The organism is Streptomyces sp. DSM 15324 (assembly GCF_001514285.1).
Classification (GTDB): domain Bacteria; phylum Actinomycetota; class Actinomycetes; order Streptomycetales; family Streptomycetaceae; genus Streptomyces.
Genome location: NZ_KQ949034.1, coordinates 211605 through 232514 on the forward strand (window position 1 = coordinate 211605; position 20910 = coordinate 232514).

Sequence of the window (20910 nt, forward strand, 5' to 3'; positions counted from 1 at the left end):
ACCTTTACATCCGCGCAGGTCAGGCGAGTGTCGGTGGTGACTGCAACGACCGCTGGGCGAGGGCTGCCCACCCCGCGCCCGGGAAGCGCGGCCGCGCCACGTACGGTGGTGGCGTGTACCGGTTCCTGCTGACGCCCCGCTGGTGGGGGATCAACGTCTTCGTGCTGCTGGCCATCCCCTTCTGTGTGTTCATGGGTTCCTGGCAGCTGAGCCGGTTCGAGGCGCGGGTCGACGACCACCGGACGGCGAAGGCGCAGGCCGAGACCGACCGCGAGGAGGCGGCCCGCCCGCTCGCCGAGCTGCTGCCCGTGGACAAGGCGACCGTCGGCAAGCAGGCCACCGCCACCGGCCGGTACGACCGGCAACTGCTGGTCCCCGGCCGGGAGCTGGACGGGAAGAGCGGCTACTACGTGCTGACGCTGCTGCGCACCGACGGCGGCGAGGCCCTGCCCGTCGTCCGCGGCTGGCTGCCCGGCACGGCGGACGCCGCGAAGGCCCCCGCGCCGCCCTCCGGCGAGGTCACCGTGACCGGCTCCCTCCAGGCCTCCGAGCAGCCGGGCGACAACGGGGTGAGCGCCCGGGGCGGCCTGCCGTCCGGGCAGACCGCCGCGATCAGCGCGGCGTCCCTGGTCAACCTGGTCCCGTACGACGTCTACGACGCCTGGGTCACCCTGGACACCGCCGACGGCGGGATGAGGACGGTGCCGGCGGGCGCGGCCCCGAACACCGGGCTGGACCTGAAGGCGTTCCAGAACCTGGGCTACACCGGCGAGTGGTTCGTCTTCGCCGGGTTCGTGGTGTTCATGTGGTTCCGGCTGCTGCGCCGTGAGGTGGAGTTCGCGCGGGACGCGGCCCTCGGGATCGCTCCCGAGGGGTCCGATCCGGTGCCGGCTCAGGAGGGCGCCAGCACGCCCGTCCGGTAGATCGTGCCCGCACAGGCGTTCGGCACGGTCGCCGAGACCGTCGTGGACCCGTCGTCCGCGGTGTAGGTCACGACCACACTGCCGTCGGCCGTGCCGCCCTCGGTGAGCAGTTGGGTGGTGGTGCCCGCGGAGGTGTCCCCGGTGGTGCCGGCCTGCTCGGACGGCGTCGGGGAGGGCGAGGACTCGCCCCCGGTGCTGCCGCCGGTGCCGCTCGTGGTGGGACAGGTCTCGGTCGGCTGCCAGGCGAACTTCACCTCGTACGCGGACCCCGGCGCGAGGGCGTAACCGGTGACGTAGAGGGAGGGGTCGGGCAGGCCGGCCGCCGCGTCGCCGGAGGCGTGCCGCACCACGGTGATCTTCGTGGGGTCGGCCGCGCCCTGGGCGGTCGAGGTGAGGGTGACGGCGCCGGCGACGGTACACGCCGTGGCGGAGACGTTGGCGACGCGGAAGGTGCCGTAGACGATCCCGGCGGAGTCGGCGCCCGCGACGTTCGCGGTGGCGGAGCCGAGCTGGGAGGCGGTGCAGGCGGGGGCGGCCTGGGCCGTGGTGGTGGCGGACTCGCTGCCGCTGGAGGCGCCGGTGCTGCCCGTGCCCTTGCTCTCGCCGCCCCCGGTGCTGCCGCCCTTGCCCTGCTCGTCGGTCTTGCCCGAGGAGTCGCCGACCTTGCCGCCGGTGGTCCCGTCGGGGCCCTTGCCCTGGCTGGTGCCGCCCTGGGCCTGGGAGGCCTGGCCGGCGATGGCGGGGTTGGCGTCGGAGCCCGAGGCGGCGGAGACGTGCAGCACGGCGGGGACGGCGGTGCCGACAAAGAGTGCCGCGGCGGCCATGCCGACGGCGGCCTGCCGCTTGCGGGCCCGGCGGGCGGGAACGGCACGGCGCAGGTGGTTCAGCGTGCCGTCGCGCGGTTCCATCTCCCGGACGGCCTGGTGCAGCATCCGGCGCAGTGCCAGCTCGTCCGAGTCGAGCCCGTCGGGACCCTGGTCGTCGAGGTGGTGGTTCACGGTTTCGTTCCCAGCGTGCGAGTGCTTCGGATCGTCTGTCTCCGGCCGCGTCGGCTCGTGCCATGCGTACGGCTCGTGGCGCTCGTGCGCGTCGCGGCCCTCGGCCCCGTCGTTCACGCCGCCGCCTCCATCGCGATGCGCAGGGCCGCTATGCCGCGGGAGCCGTACGCCTTGACCGATCCGAGGGAGATGCCGAGGGTCTCGGCGACCTGGGCCTCGGTCATGTCGGCGAAGTAGCGCAGGACGAGGACCTCGCGCTGGCGGCGCTGGAGGCCCTTCATGGCCTTGATGAGGGAGTCGCGCTCCAGCTGGTCGTAGGCACCCTCCTCCGCGCTGGCCATGTCCGGCATCGGCTTGGACAGCAGCTTCAGCCCGAGGATGCGGCGGCGCAGGGCGGAGCGGGAGAGGTTGACGACCGTCTGGCGGAGATAGGCGAGGGTCTTCTCCGGGTCGCGGACGCGTTTGCGGGCGGAGTGGACCCGGATGAAGGCCTCCTGGACGACGTCCTCGCAGGAGGCGGTGTCGTCGAGGAGGAGGGCGGCGAGACCGAGCAGCGAGCGGTAGTGGGCCCGGTAGGTCTCGGTGAGGTGGTCGACGGTGGTACCGACGGCCACCGCGCCGTCGGCGGAGGCGGGCTGCTCGGCGCCGTCACGCTGGCTGGGGATGCGGGTGGGCCGCGCCGCGGGCATGGGCGCGATCACCGGCAGGCCGCCGGGCGCCCCGGCGAACCGGGGTCGGAGGACGGCACGAGCCAGGGGGAGTTCGAGTACCTCTGCCACGCCAGTTGGACACACGTCCCCCCGCGGGGGTTGTACGTGCCGGGCGTCACTTTTCTGTCGGACGAGGCCACGCCTACCCGTCTCATGTGTCCCGCTCTTCCCTTGTATCCCATATGAACGGGCATCCCCACGCCCGGATCACGGCGTCCCCACGCCGGGACCGCAAAGACGCTCCCCGCCCTGCGCGCGGTTGCACAGAACGGGGAGGAAGTCTTCGGCAATCTTCAGACGACAACGCTGTCCGACACAAGTATCTGAGCCGTCGACCGGCTCACACTTTGCCATGGCCCCTGGCCAGGGCTTTTGCCGGACCGTTCCTGACTCGCCGGTCAGTTGCGCTCGGCCGCCACCAGCTCGGCGATCTGCGCGGCGTTCAGGGCGGCACCTTTGCGCAGATTGTCCCCGCAGACGAACAGCTCCAGGGCGGTCGGGTCGTCCAGGGCCCGCCGGACCCGGCCCACCCAGGTCGGGTCGGTGCCGACGACGTCGGCGGGCGTGGGGTACTCCCCCGCCTCCGGGTTGTCGAACAGGACGACCCCGGGCGCGGTGGCGATGATCTCGCGGGCGCCGTCCACGGTGACCGTGTCCTCGAAACGGGCGTGCACGGTGAGGGAGTGGGTGGTGACGACGGGCACCCGGACACAGGTCACGGCCACCGGCAGCTTCGGCAGTCCGAGGATCTTGCGGGACTCGTCCCGCACCTTCATCTCCTCCGACGACCAGCCGTCCTCGCGCGGCGTCCCGGCCCACGGTACGACGTTCAGCGCGACCGGCTCCGGGAACGGCCCGGTGTCCTCGCCGACGGCCCGCCGCACGTCCCCGGGGCTGGTCCCCAGCTCGGTCCCGGCGACCAGCGCGATCTGCCGCCGGAGCGTCTCCACCCCGGCCCGCCCGGCCCCGCTGACCGCCTGGTACGAGGAGACCACCAGCTCGCGCAGCCCGTACGCGGCGTGCAGCGCGCCCAGGGCGACGATCATCGACAGGGTGGTGCAGTTGGGGTTGGCGACGATCCCGCGCGGCCGGACGCGCACGGCGTGCGGATTGACCTCGGGCACGACCAGGGGCACGTCCGGGTCCATCCGGAAGGCGCCGGAGTTGTCCACGACGACCACGCCCCGGGCGGCGGCGACCGGCACCCACTGCGCGGCGACCTCGTCCGGGACGTCGAACAGGGCGAGGTCGACCCCGTCGAAGGCCTCCTCCGACAGGGCCGTGACCTCGACCTGCTCACCGCGCACGGCCAGCTTGCGGCCGGCCGAGCGCGGTGAGGCGACGAGACGGATCTCGCCCCAGATGTCCGCCCGCTGGGACAGGATCTGGAGCAGGACGGTGCCGACGGCTCCGGTCGCCCCCACGACCGCGAGCGTCGGCCGGCTGATGGGGGGCATCAGCGCCCGGTGCCTCCGTAGACGACGGCCTCGTCGCTGTCGGAGTCCAGCCCGAAGGCGGTGTGCACGGCGCGCACGGCCTCGTTGACGTCGTCGGCGCGGGTGACGACCGAGATCCGGATCTCGGAGGTCGAGATCAGCTCGATGTTCACCCCCGCGTCGGACAGGGCGGTGAAGAAGTCGGCGGTGACGCCGGGGTTGGTCTTCATCCCCGCGCCGACCAGCGAGATCTTGCCGATCTGGTCGTCGTAGCGCAGCGAGTCGAAGCCGATGCCCTCCTTGTTGCGCTCCAGGGCGTCGATGGCCTTGCGGCCCTCCGCCTTGGGGAGCGTGAAGGAGATGTCGGTCAGCCCGGTGGAGGCGGCGGACACGTTCTGCACGATCATGTCGATGTTGATCTCGGCGTTCGAGATCGTCCGGAAGATCGCGGCGGCCTCGCCCGGCTTGTCCGGCACGCCGACGACCGTGATCTTGGCCTCGGAGGTGTCGTGCGCGACACCGGAGATGATGGCCTGCTCCACCTTGCGGTCCCCAATCGGCTCACTGCTGACCCAGGTGCCCTGAAGTCCGCTGAAGCTGGACCGCACATGGATCGGGATGTTGTAACGGCGGGCGTACTCCACACAGCGGTGGAGCAGCACCTTGGAGCCGGAGGCCGCGAGCTCCAGCATGTCCTCGAAGGCGATCCAGTCGATCTTCCGGGCCTTCTTCACCACCCGCGGGTCGGCGGTGAAGACACCGTCGACGTCGGTGTAGATCTCGCAGACCTCGGCGTCGAGCGCGGCGGCGAGGGCGACGGCGGTCGTGTCGGAGCCGCCGCGACCCAGGGTCGTGATGTCCTTCTTGTCCTGGCTGACACCCTGGAACCCGGCGACGATGGCGATGTTGCCCTTGTCGAGGGACTCCCGGATGCGGCCCGGCGTGACATCGATGATCCGGGCTTTGTTGTGGACCGAGTCGGTGATGACGCCTGCCTGGCTGCCGGTGAAGCTCTGGGCCTCGTGGCCCAGGTTTTTGATCGCCATCGCCAGCAGGGCCATGGAGATCCGCTCCCCGGCGGTCAGCAGCATGTCGAACTCACGCCCGGCAGGCATCGGTGACACCTGCTCGGCGAGATCGATCAGCTCGTCCGTCGTGTCGCCCATCGCGGAAACGACGACGACCACCTGGTGGCCGTTCTTCTTCGCTTCCACGATCCGCTTGGCGACGCGCTTGATGCCCTCGGCATCGGCTACGGAGGAGCCTCCGTACTTCTGCACGACAAGGCCCACGTGCGCTCCTCGCTCAGTTTGTCTTCTTTCCGCACATACGCCCTTGTACTGCGGTCGGCTCAGTCTAACGAGCACCCGAAATCCACCCCCCGAGTACCGCATCGTGAGATGTGATCGCGCTGCACCGGATGCCCGTTCGCAGACTTCCCTTCCCACTGAAACGCAAGTGATAGCTGTGAATTAAGTTTCAAGAAGTCCTTCGCACTATCGTGCGGCTGTGCAGGTACTCCTGGTGGAAGACGACGAGCCGGTCGCCGAGTCGCTGCGGCGCGGCCTGAGGCGCTACGGCTTCGAGGTCGACTGGGTCACCACGGGCGCCGCCGCCCTGGCCCACCGCGACCCCTACGACGTCGTCCTGCTGGACCTGGGGCTGCCCGACACCGACGGCCTCGACGTGTGCAAGGCGCTGCGCGAGCGCGGGAACGTGCCGATCATCGTGATCAGCGCGCGCAGCGACGAGACGGACCGGGTGGTCGGACTGGAGCTGGGCGCGGACGACTACGTCTCCAAGCCCTTCGGGGTCCGCGAGGTCATCGCGCGGATACGGGCCGTGATGCGGCGCGCGCAGCCCCGTACGGCCGCCGAGAGCGGTCCCGACCGGTACGGCGCACGGCTGACGATCGACCGCAAGGCGGCCCGGGTGCACGTGGACGGGGCGGAGGTCGCCCTCGCGCCCAAGGAGTACGACCTGCTGGCCTTCCTCACCGAGGAGCCGGGCGCGCTGATGTCCCGCGAGCAGATCATGGAAGCGGTCTGGGACGCGAACTGGTTCGGCCCGACCAAGACCCTCGACGTGCATGTGGCGGCGCTGCGGCGCAAGCTCGCGGGTGTCGTCACCGTGGAGGCGGTGCGCGGGGTCGGCTTCCGGCTGGAGATCGCCAAGGAGTCCGGGGACGGCACGGACGGCAGAGGCGGCACGGACGGCAAGGGCGCCGAGGTCACGTGAACCGGCAGCTCATCCGCAGCTACATCCTGCTCGTCGCGGTCGCCATCCTGCTGTTCACGGTGCCGGTCGCCTTCACGCTCACCAAGCAGCTCCGCGACGACACCGAGCTGTCGGTGCAGCGTGAGGCCGCCACCATGGCCCTGCTGCTCGGAGCCGGCGACACCATCTCCTGCGAGGCGCTGACCGAGGTGGCCAGGGCGTACCGCCAGGAGACGCCCGGCGAGGTCCAGGTCACCCCCACCGGCAGCTGCGCCCCCGATCTGCCCCGACCCGCCGAGGACGCGGCGCTGGCCAGGGCCGTGGAGAAGAACGAGCCGACCACCGACTGGGGCTCCGACTTCATCTGGGGCGGGCAGCTCAAAGTGACCGTCCCCGCCGAGGGCGGCGCGGCGGCCGTACGGATCGTCTACTCGACGTCGGACATGACCCGGCGCCTGTGGTCGATCTGGGGCTTCCGCGCCGGGCTCGCGGTGTTCGTCCTGGCGGCGGCGGCCGCGATCGGCGCGTACGCCGCCCGCCGGATCACCGCGCCCCTGCGTGAACTCAACTCCATGGCCAGCAAGTTCAGCGACGGCGATCTGACCGCGCGCTCCCCGGTGACGGGCCCGCCCGAGACCCAGACCCTCGCCCGCACCCTCAACCAGGGTGCCGAACGCCTGGACACGCTGGTCGCCTCACAGCGCATCTTCGTCGCGGACGCCTCCCACCAACTCCGCACCCCGCTCACGGCGTTGCGGCTGTCGCTGGACAACATCGCGGACGGCGTGGACGACGAGTTCGTCCGGGAGGACGTGGAGCAGGCGACCGCCGAGGTCGTCCGGATGAGCCGGCTGGTGAACGGCCTGCTGGTCCTGGCGCGGGCCGAGGCGAAGGTCACGGTGGCGGAGCCGCTGCCGCTGAGGGACATCGTGGACGAGCGCCTCACGGTGTGGAGACCGGCCGCCGACGAGCGCGGAGTCACCATCGCGCTCAAGGGGAGTGGCGTCGACGGCCGGCCGTCTGTGCTGGCCAGCCCCGGTCACCTGGACCAGGTGCTGGACAACGTCCTCTCCAACGCGCTGGAGGTCTCGCCGGACGGCGGGACGATCACCGTACGGCTGGAGACGGGCTCCGGCGCGCGGGAGGTGGTCCTCTCCGTCGCGGACGGCGGACCCGGCATGTCGGACGCGGAGAAGTCCCGCGCCTTCGACCGCTTCTGGCGCGGTCAGGGCCTGACCGGGCGCTCCGGCTCCGGCCTCGGCCTCGCCGTCGTCAGGCAACTGGTGACCGACGACGGCGGGACGGTGGCCCTGACGGACGCGCCCGGGGGCGGGCTGTGCGTCCGGATCACGCTCCGGGCGGCACAGCGCGGGGGATGATCAGCCCTCCGGCATCGCGGACGAGTGGTGGTTCACGATGAGCCACTTGCCGCCGCGCTTCTCGTACTCGTAGGTGTAACGGGCCTCCACAGCACGCTTCTTGCCGGTGGCCGGGTCCGTGAGCGTGAACTCGTAGACACCGGAGTCGAGGGCGGAGTTGCCGTCGAGGACGTTGATGTGGGTCTCGACCTTCTTGCCGACCGGCTTGTTCCGGAGGAAGTGCTCCATGTAGTCGACGATGCCGGCCCGGTCCGTGCGGACCTTGTTGGAGAGGGTGGGCAGCAGGACCGCGTCCTTCGCGTAGCGGTTCGCGACCTTCTCGGGGTCGCCCGTCCGCAGCGCGGCGTTCCAGCCGTCGAAGAGGGCGGCGATCTGCTTCTTGCTGGGCTTGTGGGTCGTGTGGGCCTTCTCGGGGCCGGCCGCACTGACACCCGCCGTCACCGTGGCGGCGGTGACGAGGGCGGTGGCGGTGACGAGTGCGGCGCGTATGCGGGTCTTGCGGGTCATCGCAACTCCTGTGCGGATGGAGCCTGTTGGGATGACTCAAGACTCGCGTCCGACCGGTTAGGGCCCGTGCAGCGGTCGTACAGGGGACGTCCAGGACGCACCCAATTCCCAGCGGCCGACGACGGCGAGGCCGAACAGGACGAGGGACCACAGGACGGGACGGGTGGTGTGGCCCGCTCCACCACGAGGGGACGGGTAGCTTGGGTGGTCGTTTCGGGGACGAGGGGGCACGGGAGCGATGGCGGAGTGGCGGACCCTGGTGACCAGGTCCCGGGTGTGGGAATTGATCAGCCCGGAGGCCGTGGAACGCAGCAAGGACCTTCAGGACGAGGCACGGGAGCTGGCCGACCGGCTGGCCGCGTCGTACGCCGAGAGCCGCCGGTCAGCGCTGCGGGACGACCCCTGGCACGACGAACGGCTCGCCTCCCGGACGGCCACCCGGACCAACCTCCTGATCCACCAGCTGTGGAACGGCCGTGAGGGTTTCCTCTCCCCCGCCGAGGCGGCGCTGATCGCACTGCTGCCCTTCCTCCACCAGGCCCACCGGTCGGCCACCGCCGCCGAACTGGCCCGGGTGGACCCCACGGACCTGCACCACCGCAGTGCGCCGGACGCGGACCGGCGGGCCTATGAACTGGCCCTCGGATCGCAGGAACGCCTCGTCCGCCGAGCCGAGTTGGGCGCCCTGGAGGACCGCCCGGACGGCCGCCCGGAGATCGGCTGGTGGCTGTTCCACCAGTGGGCGAGGACCCGGCCGGGCCGCCCGCCCGCGCGGCCGGCGGACCTCGACACGGCGGCGGTCCTCCTCGAACCGGAGCTGTTGTCACGGCTGTTGTCCTGCCCGTCGGCGCGCCCCTCGGACCTCTTCGACCCGGCCCGCGCCGGACACCTCCCCTCGCAGCCCTTCCCCCTCGACTTCCACGGGCGGGACTTCCAGTCGGTCCGGGAACGTCTCGTCGGTCCGCTGTTCGCCGTGGCCCACGCGATGGCCGTGGAGGTCACGGACCTGTCCTCGGTGATCGTGCGGCACGTGGGCATCCCGGAGGCGCTGGACACCGCAAGGCTGCGGGCCACGGTCGACAGCGCCACATGGCTGTTCGGACAGGACGACCTCGGGCTGAAGGCCACGTGCGACCACCCGGCCGTGGTGGCGGCCCTGAGCGAGCACACCCAGCGGCTGGAGTCGCTGCTGCGGGCGGTCCGGGGATCGGGCGCCCCCGAACTCGCCGCGCTCCCGCTCCACACCCACGCCGAGGGCGTGCACGAGGTGGACGGCCGGGGCGAGCGGGTCCGGGTGGACAGACTGGTGCGCTTCCGGCTGGACGAGGAGCGGGTCCAGGAACTCCTCATGGGCGAGAACCTCTACCGCGACCGTTCCCTCGCCATCCGGGAGCTGTACCAGAACGCCCTGGACGCCTGCCGCTACCGCAGGGCGCGCTCCCTCGCCGCCGACGAGTTCAGCGGGTACCGGGGGAAGATCGAGTTCCGGCAGGGCTACGACGAGGCGGAAGGCCGCCACTACCTCGAATGCCGGGACAACGGCGTCGGCATGGACGAGCACACCCTCTCCGAGGTCTTCGCCCAGGCGGGCGTGCGCTTCACCGACCTCCCCCGGTACCGGGAGGAACGGCAGGAGTGGCAGCGGCTCGGGGTGACCATGCACCCCAACAGCCGCTTCGGGATCGGCGTGCTGAGCTACTTCATGCTGGCGGACGAGGTCCGGGTGACGACGTGCCACATGGATCGCCGGGACGGCCGTCTGCACGAACTGACGGTGCTCATCACGGGCCCCGGCCACTACTTCCGGGTACGGCCCACCGACGCGTCGGGGACGATCGGCACGACGGTCCGGCTGTACCTGCGCGACGGGGACAGGGCCCCGTCCTGCGTACGGGAGTTGCGCAGGCTGCTGGGCATCGCCGAGTTCACCACGACGGCCGTGCACGGCTCACGGTCGGTGGAGTGGAAGCCGGGGGTGCTGCGCCCGCGCGAGGACCTGACCAGCAACCGCGACGGCTACGAGGCCCACGGCCGTACCGCGTCCTGGTCCTCCGGCCCCCAGGGGGTGGACGGGCAGGTGGTGTGGTGCGAGCACGGCGGCGGGGTGCTGGTCGACGGGATCCACACGGAGACGCGCGTACGCAAGGGAATCCTGAGCGACGGGCAGGGCGCAGGCCGGTTGCGGGGCGCCGTGGTGAACCTGGCGGGCGCGACACGGCCACGGCGGCTGTCGGTCGACCGGACGGAGATCCTGGACGACGTCGGGGCGGACGTGGAGCGGCTGATCAAGGCGGCGCTGCCGGCCCTGCTGACGCCGCAGCCGTCGCTGCTGACCCACGAGTGGCTGTCCGCCGTCGCGGACCACAGTCCCCGGCTGGCCGACCTCGTGACGGAGGCGGGCGGGGCGGCGGGGTGCGTGATGGATCTGGGGGGAACCGCGTCCGAGATGGCGGTCGCGGGGTACTTTCCGCATGACGTGCACATTCTGGGCGGGAGGGATCTCGGGGGTTCCGAGATCCCGGACGCGATGGGGAACCCGGCCGACGATGTCACCCGGCTGTGGCGGCTGCTCGCCCACCCGGCTCACCCCATGCTCACCGCACTGGCCGAGCTGGTGCCCGAGCTGAACGAGGTAGAGCACGTTCTGCCCGCACTCCCTTCCGATGTCCGGATCCGCTCCTCCCGGGCGACGCCGGGGTACGCCCTGTCGCTCGCCGAGACGTGCGGCAGCTCCTACGGATCGGTCGTCCGCCGCATGACCGAGCTGGGGCTGCCGACTCCGCCGGTCCCGGAGGGCGAGCCCGTCATCGACGACATCAATCTCACGCTGCTGAGCCCGCTCAGGGACGTCGTGCCGCCGGGACATCTCTTGCGCGCCCGCTTGGAGTTCGGCATCAGCGTCAAGGAGGCGGCACAACGCCTGGAAATCTTCGGTTTCGTCACCCCGGCCCTCCATCCGTCGGTGGACGACGCCGACGAAGAGGTACTACGCCTGCTCAGTGACGACCTGAACGGTACGGGCTCATGGCTCACACCCGACGAGACAGTGCCGCCGGGACATCTGGTCAAGGCACATCTCCGGCTCGGCATCGCCATCGAGACGGCCACGACGTGGCTGCGGAGGTTCGGTCTCACCGTCCTGGACGCGCCGACGACGGACACTCCCCCGGCCGACACACTGCGTCTCCTCAGCCACGGTCCGGCCTCCCTGGGACTCCTCTCCCCCGCTCAGCCGGTGACGGTCCAGCATGTGTTCACGGTCGCCGCCGAATGGGACCGGCCGGTGCCGGAGGTCGCGCGGGAACTGCGCGCTCACGGGTTCCGGATCGCGGCCCATCCCGTTCTCGACCAGCTCACCGACGACGTCCTCGAGAAGAGCCAGGAATGGGGCTGGGGGCGGAACGACTGGAAAAGGCTGTGCGGTGAGGAGATCGTCCCGCCGGGCCTGCTGGTTCACGCCGCGCTTCGGCGAGGCGAGTCCCTGGCCGATACGGCGCTTCTGGTCAGCTCGCTCGGTCTCACTCCGCCTGCCCCACTGCCCGAGTGCGTGGAGGACACGGACGTGAGGGTGCTGGCGGCCCTCCGTGGGGAAGACCTCTGGTGGCTCAAGGCGAACAGCCGGGTCTCCCCGCTTCACTTGGCGCAAGCGGCCCTGGGAACCGGGCTGCCGCCCGCTGCCGTGGCGGACCGACTGCGCGCGTACGGCTTGCTGCCACCCGACGCCCGCCTCCCGGCCGAGGCCACTGCGAGCGACGAGATTCTTCTCTCTCGGATGTGGCGCGGCGGCCTGCGGCACCTCAGTGCTGTGATGGAGGTGTCCCGTCGGCTCGACATGCCTCGCGGTGCCGTCCTCCGTCGCATGAGGCAGTACGGGGTGCCGGTCAAGGGCGAGGTGTCCCCGGAAACACTGGACTCCGTTCATCACCTGCTCCTTGAACGGTGCGCGCCAAGTCGGGCGGGTCGGCGCGAGTTCGAGGACTCACTGCCGCTGCACCGCCTCGTGAGGGCCGCGGTCGGCCTGGAGATGGAATGGCCGGAAGCCGCACGGCAGATACGGTCCCTGGGCTTCGAGATCCGTGGCGACGACACCGCCGCCCTCGATGCCATCGATGTGGAGCTCTGTCTGCTGCGGCAGCTGGATCCGGAACGAGGCGCCGGCGTCGGCCCTGACAGCCCGATCCGGTACTACCTCCGCATCACGCAGGCCCACCCCGGCCCGGTCACCGACCTGATCCCCCGTCTCGAACGCCTCGGCGTCGACCTCGACGCGGTCAGGGAAGCCGTACGGACCGCTCTCCCCGGAGTTCCCGGGCTGGTGATGCGGGCGGCGGCGGACGCTACCTGACGCGGCCCAGCTGGTCGCCGATCTCGACCTCCATCACCTTGCCCGCCTCGAACTCCAGGGTGTCGTCGCCCATCCCCTGGTCGGTGTCCAGGCCGTCCAGCTCTTCGAGCGGCTGGTCCAGGCGGATGTGGGCCAGGACGGAGTGCAGCGCGCGCAGCGTGGCGGAGGCGGTGGAGCCCCAGTTGGAGAAGTAGGAGAACTGCCACCACCACAGGGCCTCGGTGGTGCGGCCGGCCCGGTAGTGGGCCATGCCGTGGCGCAGGTCGGTGATGACATCGGCGAGGTCGTCGGAGATCCGGGCCGGGACGGGCGCCTTGCGGGGCTCGTAGGGGTCGAAGACCTCGGAGTACACGTCGATCGGGTCGAGCAGCCGGGCGAGGTTCTCGCGCAGTCCGTCCACGTCCACGTCGGGGCCCGTGTCGGGCTCGTAGCGCTCGTCGGGGACGATGTCCTCGTGGGCGCCGAGGCGGCCGCCCGCGAGGAGGAGCTGGGAGACCTCCAGGAGGAGGAAGGGGACGGCTGAGCCCGGCTCGTCGCCCTTGGCCACCTCCGTGACGGCCACCAGGAAGCTCTCCACCTGGTCCGCGATCTGGACCGCGAAGTCGTCCGGGTTCTGGTCGGTCGCGTGCAGCGTGGCGTCAGACATCTAGGAGTCGTCTCCCCTCGAAGGCGCGGCCGAGGGTGACCTCGTCCGCGTATTCCAGGTCGCCACCCACCGGGAGGCCGCTGGCCAGGCGGGTGACCTTCAGGCCCATGGGCTTGATCATGCGGGCGAGGTACGTGGCCGTCGCCTCGCCCTCGAGGTTGGGGTCGGTCGCGAGGATCAGCTCCGTGACCGCGCCGTCCGCGAGACGGGCCAGCAGCTCCCTGATGCGCAGGTCGTCGGGGCCGACGCCCTCGATCGGGCTGATCGCTCCGCCCAGGACGTGGTAGCGGCCGCGGAACTCACGGGTCCGCTCGATCGCCACGACGTCCTTGGGTTCCTCCACGACACAGATGACGGACGCGTCGCGGCGGGTGTCGCGGCAGATGCCGCACAGCTCCTCCTGCGCCACGTTCCCGCAGGTCGCGCAGAAGCGGACCTTCGCCTTGACCTCCATCAGGGCCTGCGCGAGGCGCCGTACGTCCGTCGGTTCCGCCTGGAGGATGTGGAAGGCGATCCGCTGCGCGCTCTTGGGACCGACGCCGGGCAGCCGCCCCAGCTCGTCGATGAGGTCCTGGACCACGCCTTCGTACAACGGACTGCCGTCCTTCCTGGGTTCCTTGCAGTACGTACGGTAGTTGGCCGGGGCCCGTCTTAGAAGGGCAGGCCGGGAATGCCGCTGCCGCCGCCGAGGCCCTGGGCCAGCGGGCCGAGCTTCTGCTGCTGGAGCGTCTGGGCGTTCTGGTTGGCCGCCTGCACGGCCGCGACGATCAGGTCGGCGAGGGTCTCGGTGTCCTCGGGGTCGGCGGCCTCGGGGGCGATCTTCAGAGCGCGCAGCTCGCCCGAACCGGTCACCGTCGCCTTGACCAGACCGCCGCCCGCCTGCCCGTCGACCTCGGTGTTCGCGAGCTCCTCCTGGGCGCGGGCCAGGTCCTGCTGCATCTTCTGGGCCTGCTGGAGCAGCTGCTGCATATTCGGCTGGCCACCACCGGGAATCACGATCAGCTCCTGTCTGCGTTTTCCTGTCTGGCACGAGCCTACGTGCTCGATGAGCGCATCGCCCCGCCACTCTTTCGAGTGAGTCTCGGTAGCGTCCTATACCTGATCAAGACCCACTTCCGGGCGGAAAAGCGAGGAAAGCGTCGCCTTCGCCACCCATTGGGAGGTAGGAAGGGTCCCGGCACATCAGCATCAGACGTTACGCGGAGTCACTGAGTCATAAGGGAGTGCCGTGGGTCAGCCGGAGATGCAGCCCGAGGGTCCGCCTCAGGACGGGTGGGGCGAGGGTGCGGCCGGGCTGCGGCCGGGCGATCTGACCGGTCGGGCGTTTCCGCTCGGGGACTGGGGCGAGCCGGCGGAGCGGCTGGAGGAGCTGTACCGGTGGGTGGAGCGGGGGGCGCTCCAGACAACGACCTGGTACCTCTCGGACCGGGTGTGGAAACGGCGCGGGGCGCGGGTGCTGCGCGGCGGGGCGGCGACGGGGGCGGTCGCCGGGGCGGGGCTGCCGCTGCTCGATCTCACCGGGGTGATCGGCGGCGTGGCGCCATGGGGCTATCTGGCCCTGTTGCTCGCGGTGTCCTGTGTGGCGGTGGACCGGTTCTTCGGGGTGACGTCCGGGTGGATAAGGGATGTGGCGACGGCGCAGGCGGTGCAGCGGCGGCTTCAGCTGCTCCAGTTCGACTGGGCGAGCGAGAGTGTGCGGGAGGTGTTGGGACCGGCGGAGGGGACGGCGAGCGAGGCCGCGGAGCGGTGTCTGGCGGTGCTGCGGCGCTTCTCGGAGGACGTGATGGAGCTGGTGCGGGCGGAGACGGCGGACTGGATGGTGGAGTTCCGCACCGGGTCCGCGCCGCTGGGGATCCAGTCGGCGGTGGTGTCCGGGGGGCGGCAGGAAGCGGGGCCGCCGCGCTTTCCCCTGCCTCCCGGTGCCGGTTCCCGGCCGAACATGCCGCGGCAGCGCCCGCCCGAGCCGCGGTGAGCGTGCCCTGGCTGTATTGGCCCGCGGCCTAGCGCCGCCCAGGCGTACCGGCACACAGCCGCAGGCCTTCGGGGGACCAGCACGGCAGGTGGCCGTGGGTGCGGATGACGTCCTGGCCGTTCCCCCGGGTCAGACAGGTGAGGAAGCCGGAGGCGCGGGAGTCGGCCGGGGGGCGGCCGTAGGTGTAGGCGTACTCGATCTCGCCCCGCCCCAGCACCCGTCGCTGGAACACCTGCCGGGTCCCGGAGTTGGCGTCCCGGCTGACGAGGACGACCGGGAGGTCGGGGCCGCCGAGTTGCGACCAGTTGGTGATCCGGCCCCGGTAGAGGCGGCGTACGGCGGTCGTGGAGAGGTTCTTCAGCCGGATGTCGTCGTTGACGACGAGGGCGAAGACCGACACGGCGACCCGGTTCTCGCGCGGCTCCTCCAGGCCGGCCGGTTTGGGGCCGTCGGAGAGGGCGATCAGCGGCGGCGAGCCCTTCGCCGCCCCGGCGCCCTCGCAGTCCTGCGCGCAGGCGCGGGCCACCTCCCGGACCACGGGGCGAACGCGGTCGAGCCGGTCACGGTGAGCGTGCCGCGCTCGCAGCCGATCGGGGGCGGGCTGTCGTCGCGGACGACGACGATCGTCGCCAGGGTCACCACGGACAGCGTGAGCACGAGCAGCTTGAAGTGGTCGCCGCGGTTGAGCGGGACACGCGGGATGCGCAGGGTGTTGCCGTCGTAGCCGAAGCCCCGGTCCGCGGTGAAGTGGTCCATGAGGTGGTCGGTGTCGGTCGGCTGGGTGACCGACACCCCGCGGATGGTGCGGCCGGTGAAGACGGCGGTGAGGCCGTGGCGTTCGGGCCCGGTGTAGTCGTCGCGGGCGACGCCCTGCGAGCCGTCGTTCTCGATGCGGAGCAGGACCAGGGTGGCGTCGGCCATGTTCGGGGTCTCGTCGAACAGGCCGAGGCGGCGGTTGGCGCGGCCCGACCGGATTCCGAGCACCGCCGTGCCGATGGCGACGACGTTCTCCGCGTTCAGCCATTCCACTGTGGGGCCCCCGCACCTCCCGACAGTCGTACGTCAGTTCACCGTACGACTGTCGGGAGGTGCGGGGGACGTTCGCCGGACGTTCACCGGCGGGTGTACGTCAGTTTCTCCCCGGTGTCGGCGTTGACGCGTTGCAGCTTTCCGTCGGCGAGCAGGGTGACCTCCGTGGGGGCACCCGCGGTGCAGGAGGAACGCGGCTTCCCCGATGTGACGGTGGACGGTCCGATCTCCAACGGGCCCTTCGCGGAGGGGCGTTCGGTCAGCTCGGCGGTGAACTCGCAGTGGTACGCGTCCCCGTCGGCGACGAGCGAGAGCACGGCGTCTCCCACCGCGCCCTGCTTGATGACGAGCCGGCGGGTGTTCTTGCCGGTCTCGTTCTCGATCGTGGTGGTCCAGGTGCCGAGGTAGCCGGCCGGGACCGCTCCGCCGTCCGTCGCGGAGGCGGACGGGGAGGGGGAGGACGAGGACGCGCTCGCGGAGGGGGTGGCGTCGGCCGGCCCGGTGGCCGCCCTACGGCTCGGTGCCGGGCCGGCCTTCCCGTCCGAGGAGTCGTCACCGCCCAGCAGCCCGTACACCGACCCGCCGGCGGCGAGCGCGACGACCACCGCGACCGCCACCAGCAGCACGGTCGTCCGGCCACTGCGCCGCGACGGCTCCGCCTCGTCGTCGTAGGCGGGGTCGTGGCCGGGGCCGTGGGCGGGGCCGTAGGGCTCGTAGGAGGAGGGTGGCGGGGTCGCGCCCCCGGCCGCCGCACCCCCGGGCGCCGCGCCACCGTACGGCGAAGCGCCGTACGCGGTGTTCCCGTACGCCGTGTTCCCGTAGCCCGCGCCCCCGTACCCCGTGTCCCCGTAGCCCTCGTATCCGGCGCTCCCGTACCCCGTCTCCTGCCCGGTGTACGGGTTGTACGGCGCCGGCCCGGTGGGGCCGGGACCGGCCTGCGGGTGCCGCTGGGTGTGGCCGTACGCCGGGTGCGGTACGGCGGCCGGGGCGGGGGGCGCCGGGGTGCCGGCGCCCGCGGCCCGCGTCCGCGGCAGGGCGCCGGGCGACCCGGGCCCGTCGGTGTGGCCCTGCCGTCCGCCGTGCTCCGGCGTCCCCTCCGGGTCCTCCGTCTCCAGCAGCCGTACGGCGTGCTGCCCGAGCTGGGCGACCAGCGCGCTCGGCAGCCAGGGGTCGCGGGAGTGGCCGTCGACGAGGGTGTCCCCGGTGCCGGTGCGCTCCAGGATCCAGGGCAGGGAGGGACGGGCGGCGGGGTCCTTGCGCAGACAGGCGCGGACCAGGTCGGCGATGCCCTCGGGGACGCCGGAGAGGTCGGGTTCCTCCTCGGCGATGCGGAACATCAGGGCGTGGGCCCCGCCCTCGGTGCCGCCGAAGGGGAGGACGCCGGTGGCCGCGTAGGCGAGGACGGAGCCGAGGCAGAAGACGTCGCTCGCGGGGGTGATCGGCTCGCCGCGCACCTGTTCGGGGGCCATGAAGCCGGGTGAGCCGACGACCGCGCCGGTGCGGGTGAGACCGCTGTCGGTCACGGTCTCCAGGGCCCGTGCGACACCGAAGTCGATCACGCGGGGGCCCTCGATGGTGACCATGACGTTGGACGGCTTGAGGTCGCGGTGGACGATCCCGGCGGCGTGGATGTTGGTGAGCGCGTGGGCGAGACCGGCGGCGAGGATGCGCACCGAGCGCTCCGGGAGCGGGCCGTGGTCGTGGCCGACGACCTGCTGGAGGGTGGGGCCGGCGACATAGCCGGTGGCGACCCAGGGCACGGCGGCCTCGGTGTCGGCGTCGAGGACCGGCGCGGTCCAGAAGCCGCCGACCCGCTGCGCGTTGCGCACCTCCTGCCGGAACCGGGCCCGGAACTCCTCGCGCGCGGCGAGTTCCGGCTTGACCAGCTTCACCGCGACGGTCCGCCCGCGGTCGGAACGGGCCAGGTAGACCTGCCCCATGCCGCCCGCGCCCAGCCGCGCGAGCAGCCGGTAGCCACCGATGCGCTGCGGGTCCTGCGGGCCCAACTTCTCCATCGCAGCGCCACCTCTCGCCCACATGTCTGATCGAGCCGAGAATAAACCGGCCGTTCGGGCAGGCGTGTGGCGCGATGTCTACGGTTCCGTAACGAGGGGGGCGGTGCCCGGGGGCTCCAGCTCGTCCAGCACCTCGGCCAGCCGTTCCAGTACCCGCACGGCCTCGGCCAGCTCCGCCTCCCCGTAGGCCGCGGCCAGCCGGTCGGCGAAGGCGGCGTGCCCGGGGCCGATGCGGGCGACCGCCGCGAGCCCCTCCGGGGTGGGCGCGAGCAGCTTCGCCCGGCGGTGGGCCGGGTTGGGGCGGTACTCGGCCAGCCCGTCGCGCACCAGCAGATCGGCGATGCGCTGCACACTCTGCCGGGTGATGCCCATGACGCGGGCGATGCCGGACACCGGCAGCGGCTCCCGCTGCACCGCCCCCATCACCTGCCACCAGGCGGCGCTGATCCCGGCGGGCCGGGCCAGTTCCTCGGCGACCGCGAGGAACTGGCCGTTCAGCCGGAACACCCCGAGGGCGCTGCGGCTGAGGAGGTCCTGGCGCGGGCGGCTCACCGGCCGGCCGTCGCCTTCTCCAGCACGGCGTGGGCCGACGGGTCGGAGTCGTGGAACAGCCGGTACCAGGCGTCCAGCACCTCCCCCTCGTACACGCCGAGGAGGCCGAGGATCTCCCGGGCGAAGGCGACGGGCTCGGTGGGCCCGGCGGTGATCAGGGCGCCGTCGGTCACGGCGTCGGCGTCGACGTACCGTCCGCCGCCGCCGTAGCCCGTGGCGGCGAGGTAGAAGGAGACGGCGCTGGTGTGGTCGCGGTCGTCGAGCAGGCCCTCGCGGGCGAGTCCGGCGGTGGCCCCGCAGATCGCGGCGACGGGCGTACCGGCCGCGAGGAACTCCCGCGCCTTGCGGGCGAAGGGCGCGAGGTCCTCGGAGGTGTCCCAGAGGTCGGCGCCCGGCAGGATCAGCAGGCTGCTGTCCTCGGGCCGTACGGCGTCCAGGGCGAGGTCGGGCAGGACGCGCAGTCCCCCGATGCTGACCACCGGCTCGGTGGCGGACGCGCCGACGGTGCGCACCGGATATCCGTTCCGCGCGAGGTAGGCGGTGGCGAACCCCGTCTCCCAGTCGGCGAGCGTGTCGTACACGGCGAGATGAACGGGCTTGAGGGCCATGACAACAGGCTGTCATTTAGGCAGCAAGCTGTCAAACCCGTCGATGCCGGCCCGACGCCCGACAACCTGTCGTGGAATCCGCCCGCCGACGGAACAGAACGCCGGTACCGCCGCCGCCCGCCCCCCTCCTAGGCTCACGGGCCATGACCCCTCAGACCGACCCCCGGGCGGGCGCCGCCGTGAAGGCCGCGGACCGTGCGCACGTCTTCCACTCCTGGTCAGCACAGGAGCTCATCGACCCGCTCGCCGTGGCCGGCGCGGAGGGGTCCTACTTCTGGGACCACGACGGCAAGCGGTACCTCGACCTCACCAGCGGGCTCGTCTTCGCCAACATCGGCTACCAGCACCCGAAGGTCGTCGCCGCGATCCAGGAGCAGGCCGCGCGGATGACCACCTTCGCGCCCGCCTTCGCCGTCGAGGCCCGTTCCGAGGCCGCCCGGCTGATCGCCGAGCGCACCCCCGGCGACCTGGACAAGATCTTCTTCACCAACGGCGGCGCGGACGCCGTGGAGCACGCCCTGCGCATGGCCCGGCTGCACACCGGCCGCCCGAAGGTCCTCTCCGCCTACCGCTCCTACCACGGCGGCACCCAGCAGGCGGTCAACGTCACCGGCGACCCGCGCCGCTGGGCCTCCGACACCGCCTCCGCCGGAGTGGTGCACTTCTGGGCGCCCTTCCTCTACCGCTCCCGCTTCTACGCCGAGACCGAGGAGCAGGAGTGCGCGCGGGCGCTGGAGCACCTGGAGACGACGATCGCCTTCGAGGGGCCCGCCACCGTCGCCGCGATCATCCTGGAGACCGTCCCCGGCACCGCCGGGATCATGGTGCCGCCGCCGGGCTACCTCGCCGGGGTCCGCGAGATCTGCGACAAGTACGGGATCGTCCTCGTCCTGGACGAGGTCATGGCCGGGTTCGGACGCACCGGTGAGTGGTTCGCCGCCGACCTCTTCGGGGTCGTCCCCGACCTGATGACCTTCGCCAAGGGCGTCAACAGCGGCTATGTGCCGCTCGGCGGGGTCGCGATCTCCGGCGCGATCGCGGAGACCTTCGCCCGGCGGCCGTACCCGGGCGGACTGACGTACTCCGGGCACCCGCTGGCCTGCGCCGCCGCCGTCGCCACCATCAACGTGATGGCGCAGGAGGGGATCGTGGAGAACGCGCGGACCCTGGGCGCGTCCGTCGTCGAGCCGGGCCTGCGGGCGCTCGCCGAGCGGCACCCCAGCGTCGGCGACGTGCGGGGTGTGGGCATGTTCTGGGCCCTGGAGCTGGTCAAGGACCGCGACACCCGGGAACCGCTCGTCCCCTACAACGCGGCCGGTGAGGCGAACGCGGCGATGGCGGCCTTCGGCGCGGCCGCCAAGCAGGCCGGCGTGTGGCCCTTCGTGAACATGAACCGGACGCATTTCGTGCCCCCGCTCAATGCCTCGGAATCCGAGCTGAAGGAGGGCCTCGCCGCCCTTGACCAGGCCCTTTCGGTCGCCGACGAGTACACCGGGTAGGCGCGGGGCGGGGACAGCGGACGCAGGCTACGCGTGGAGGGGCTTGAAATCTTCGAACGCGTAAGGTGGCGTGC

Annotated in this window: 17 protein-coding genes and 1 pseudogene; 6 read left to right on the forward strand and 12 right to left on the reverse strand. The window is 71.9% G+C overall.

The genetic code is table 11. The features are described from left to right. The first annotated feature begins 113 nt into the window (after window positions 1-113). A complete protein-coding gene (locus tag AQJ58_RS32325) occupies window positions 114-923 on the forward strand; it encodes an SURF1 family protein (protein WP_067256577.1) in 810 nt (269 codons plus the stop codon). Here AQJ58_RS32325 and AQJ58_RS32330 read toward each other — a convergent pair. From AQJ58_RS32330 to AQJ58_RS32345, 4 genes are all read right to left on the reverse strand, one after another. Beyond that, window positions 893-1921: a hypothetical protein gene (locus AQJ58_RS32330; protein ID WP_067256754.1), complete on the reverse strand. Its 1029-nt coding sequence runs from the start codon at window positions 1919-1921 to the stop codon at window positions 893-895. The two genes, AQJ58_RS32325 and AQJ58_RS32330, sit on opposite strands and share 31 nt — an antisense overlap. Window positions 1922-2034: 113 nt before the next feature. Then, on the reverse strand, window positions 2035-2610 hold the full coding sequence (locus tag AQJ58_RS32335) for a SigE family RNA polymerase sigma factor (protein WP_079079381.1): 576 nt from the start codon (window positions 2608-2610) through the stop codon (window positions 2035-2037). A 419-nt stretch (window positions 2611-3029) separates the two neighbouring features. Then, window positions 3030-4088, reverse strand: coding sequence for an aspartate-semialdehyde dehydrogenase (locus AQJ58_RS32340; protein ID WP_067256578.1), 1059 nt, complete (start codon window positions 4086-4088; stop codon window positions 3030-3032). Continuing rightward, window positions 4088-5359 (reverse strand): aspartate kinase, encoded by a 1272-nt coding sequence (locus tag AQJ58_RS32345; RefSeq protein ID WP_067256580.1) that lies wholly within the window; start codon window positions 5357-5359, stop codon window positions 4088-4090. Before AQJ58_RS32345 ends, AQJ58_RS32340 begins: the two co-directional genes overlap by 1 nt. A gap of 217 nt (window positions 5360-5576) precedes the next feature. Here AQJ58_RS32345 and AQJ58_RS32350 point away from each other — a divergent pair, with 217 nt between their 5' ends. Both AQJ58_RS32350 and AQJ58_RS32355 read left to right on the forward strand, forming a co-directional pair. Beyond that, entirely contained in the window at window positions 5577-6305 is a 729-nt protein-coding gene (locus AQJ58_RS32350; protein WP_067256582.1) for a response regulator transcription factor, read from the forward strand. Then, window positions 6302-7663 carry a sensor histidine kinase gene (locus tag AQJ58_RS32355; protein ID WP_067256584.1) on the forward strand — a complete coding sequence of 454 codons (1362 nt, stop codon included), beginning with the start codon at window positions 6302-6304 and terminating at the stop codon, window positions 7661-7663. Before AQJ58_RS32350 ends, AQJ58_RS32355 begins: the two co-directional genes overlap by 4 nt. Here the strand turns inward: AQJ58_RS32355 and AQJ58_RS32360 are convergent, their stop codons facing one another. Next, a complete protein-coding gene (locus tag AQJ58_RS32360; protein WP_067256585.1) occupies window positions 7664-8170 on the reverse strand; it encodes an SgcJ/EcaC family oxidoreductase in 507 nt (168 codons plus the stop codon). A gap of 238 nt (window positions 8171-8408) precedes the next feature. Between AQJ58_RS32360 and AQJ58_RS32365 the strand changes: the two genes are divergently transcribed. After that, on the forward strand, window positions 8409-12515 hold the full coding sequence (locus AQJ58_RS32365; protein WP_067256587.1) for a wHTH domain-containing protein: 4107 nt from the start codon (window positions 8409-8411) through the stop codon (window positions 12513-12515). Here AQJ58_RS32365 and AQJ58_RS32370 read toward each other — a convergent pair. Genes AQJ58_RS32370 through AQJ58_RS32380 form a run of 3 tightly spaced genes read right to left on the reverse strand, consistent with a single transcriptional unit; the run spans window position 12508 to window position 14157 of the window. Further along, on the reverse strand, window positions 12508-13161 hold the full coding sequence (locus AQJ58_RS32370; protein ID WP_067256589.1) for a DUF5063 domain-containing protein: 654 nt from the start codon (window positions 13159-13161) through the stop codon (window positions 12508-12510). The two genes, AQJ58_RS32365 and AQJ58_RS32370, sit on opposite strands and share 8 nt — an antisense overlap. Beyond that, window positions 13154-13753 carry a recombination mediator RecR gene (gene recR, locus AQJ58_RS32375; RefSeq protein WP_067256590.1) on the reverse strand — a complete coding sequence of 200 codons (600 nt, stop codon included), beginning with the start codon at window positions 13751-13753 and terminating at the stop codon, window positions 13154-13156. The genes AQJ58_RS32370 and recR overlap by 8 nt, the downstream gene beginning before the upstream one ends. Window positions 13754-13812: 59 nt before the next feature. Beyond that, on the reverse strand, window positions 13813-14157 hold the full coding sequence (locus AQJ58_RS32380; protein ID WP_067256592.1) for a YbaB/EbfC family nucleoid-associated protein: 345 nt from the start codon (window positions 14155-14157) through the stop codon (window positions 13813-13815). Between the two features lie 232 nt (window positions 14158-14389). On the opposite strand from AQJ58_RS32380, the gene AQJ58_RS32385 reads away from it, so the two are divergent. Then, window positions 14390-15133, forward strand: coding sequence for an SLATT domain-containing protein (locus AQJ58_RS32385; protein ID WP_067256594.1), 744 nt, complete (start codon window positions 14390-14392; stop codon window positions 15131-15133). A 28-nt stretch (window positions 15134-15161) separates the two neighbouring features. On the opposite strand, the pseudogene AQJ58_RS41805 reads toward AQJ58_RS32385, so the two are convergent. The 4 genes and pseudogenes from AQJ58_RS41805 to AQJ58_RS32410 all read right to left on the reverse strand — a co-directional run bounded on the left by AQJ58_RS41805 (window position 15162) and on the right by AQJ58_RS32410 (window position 19337). Then, window positions 15162-16162 (reverse strand): annotated as a pseudogene (locus AQJ58_RS41805) (substrate-binding domain-containing protein). Window positions 16163-16245: 83 nt separating this feature from the next. Then, on the reverse strand, window positions 16246-18177 hold the full coding sequence (locus AQJ58_RS32400) for a serine/threonine-protein kinase (protein WP_067256599.1): 1932 nt from the start codon (window positions 18175-18177) through the stop codon (window positions 16246-16248). Between the two features lie 78 nt (window positions 18178-18255). Next, window positions 18256-18729 carry a MarR family winged helix-turn-helix transcriptional regulator gene (locus AQJ58_RS32405; RefSeq protein WP_067256601.1) on the reverse strand — a complete coding sequence of 158 codons (474 nt, stop codon included), beginning with the start codon at window positions 18727-18729 and terminating at the stop codon, window positions 18256-18258. Then, the gene (locus tag AQJ58_RS32410; protein WP_067256603.1) at window positions 18726-19337 is read right to left on the reverse strand and encodes a DJ-1/PfpI family protein; all 612 of its coding nucleotides are present in this window, start codon (window positions 19335-19337) and stop codon (window positions 18726-18728) included. Before AQJ58_RS32410 ends, AQJ58_RS32405 begins: the two co-directional genes overlap by 4 nt. A 143-nt stretch (window positions 19338-19480) precedes the next feature. Between AQJ58_RS32410 and AQJ58_RS32415 the strand changes: the two genes are divergently transcribed. Further along, on the forward strand, window positions 19481-20836 hold the full coding sequence (locus tag AQJ58_RS32415) for an aspartate aminotransferase family protein (RefSeq protein ID WP_067256605.1): 1356 nt from the start codon (window positions 19481-19483) through the stop codon (window positions 20834-20836). The last annotated feature ends 74 nt before the right edge of the window (window positions 20837-20910 follow it).

What these genes read in the sequence shown, in the direction of transcription:
- AQJ58_RS32340 (WP_067256578.1), bottom strand. Translation starts at nt 4,088, where the DNA reads ATGCCCCCCATCAGCCGGCCGACGCTCGCGGTCGTGGGGGCGACCGGA.
- AQJ58_RS32415 (WP_067256605.1), top strand. Translation starts at nt 19,481, where the DNA reads ATGACCCCTCAGACCGACCCCCGGGCGGGCGCCGCCGTGAAGGCCGCG.
- AQJ58_RS32360 (WP_067256585.1), bottom strand. Translation starts at nt 8,170, where the DNA reads ATGACCCGCAAGACCCGCATACGCGCCGCACTCGTCACCGCCACCGCC.
- AQJ58_RS32365 (WP_067256587.1), top strand. Translation starts at nt 8,409, where the DNA reads ATGGCGGAGTGGCGGACCCTGGTGACCAGGTCCCGGGTGTGGGAATTG.
- AQJ58_RS32335 (WP_079079381.1), bottom strand. Translation starts at nt 2,610, where the DNA reads ATGCCCGCGGCGCGGCCCACCCGCATCCCCAGCCAGCGTGACGGCGCC.
- AQJ58_RS32400 (WP_067256599.1), bottom strand. Translation starts at nt 18,177, where the DNA reads ATGGAGAAGTTGGGCCCGCAGGACCCGCAGCGCATCGGTGGCTACCGG.
- AQJ58_RS32410 (WP_067256603.1), bottom strand. Translation starts at nt 19,337, where the DNA reads ATGGCCCTCAAGCCCGTTCATCTCGCCGTGTACGACACGCTCGCCGAC.
- AQJ58_RS32370 (WP_067256589.1), bottom strand. Translation starts at nt 13,161, where the DNA reads ATGTCTGACGCCACGCTGCACGCGACCGACCAGAACCCGGACGACTTC.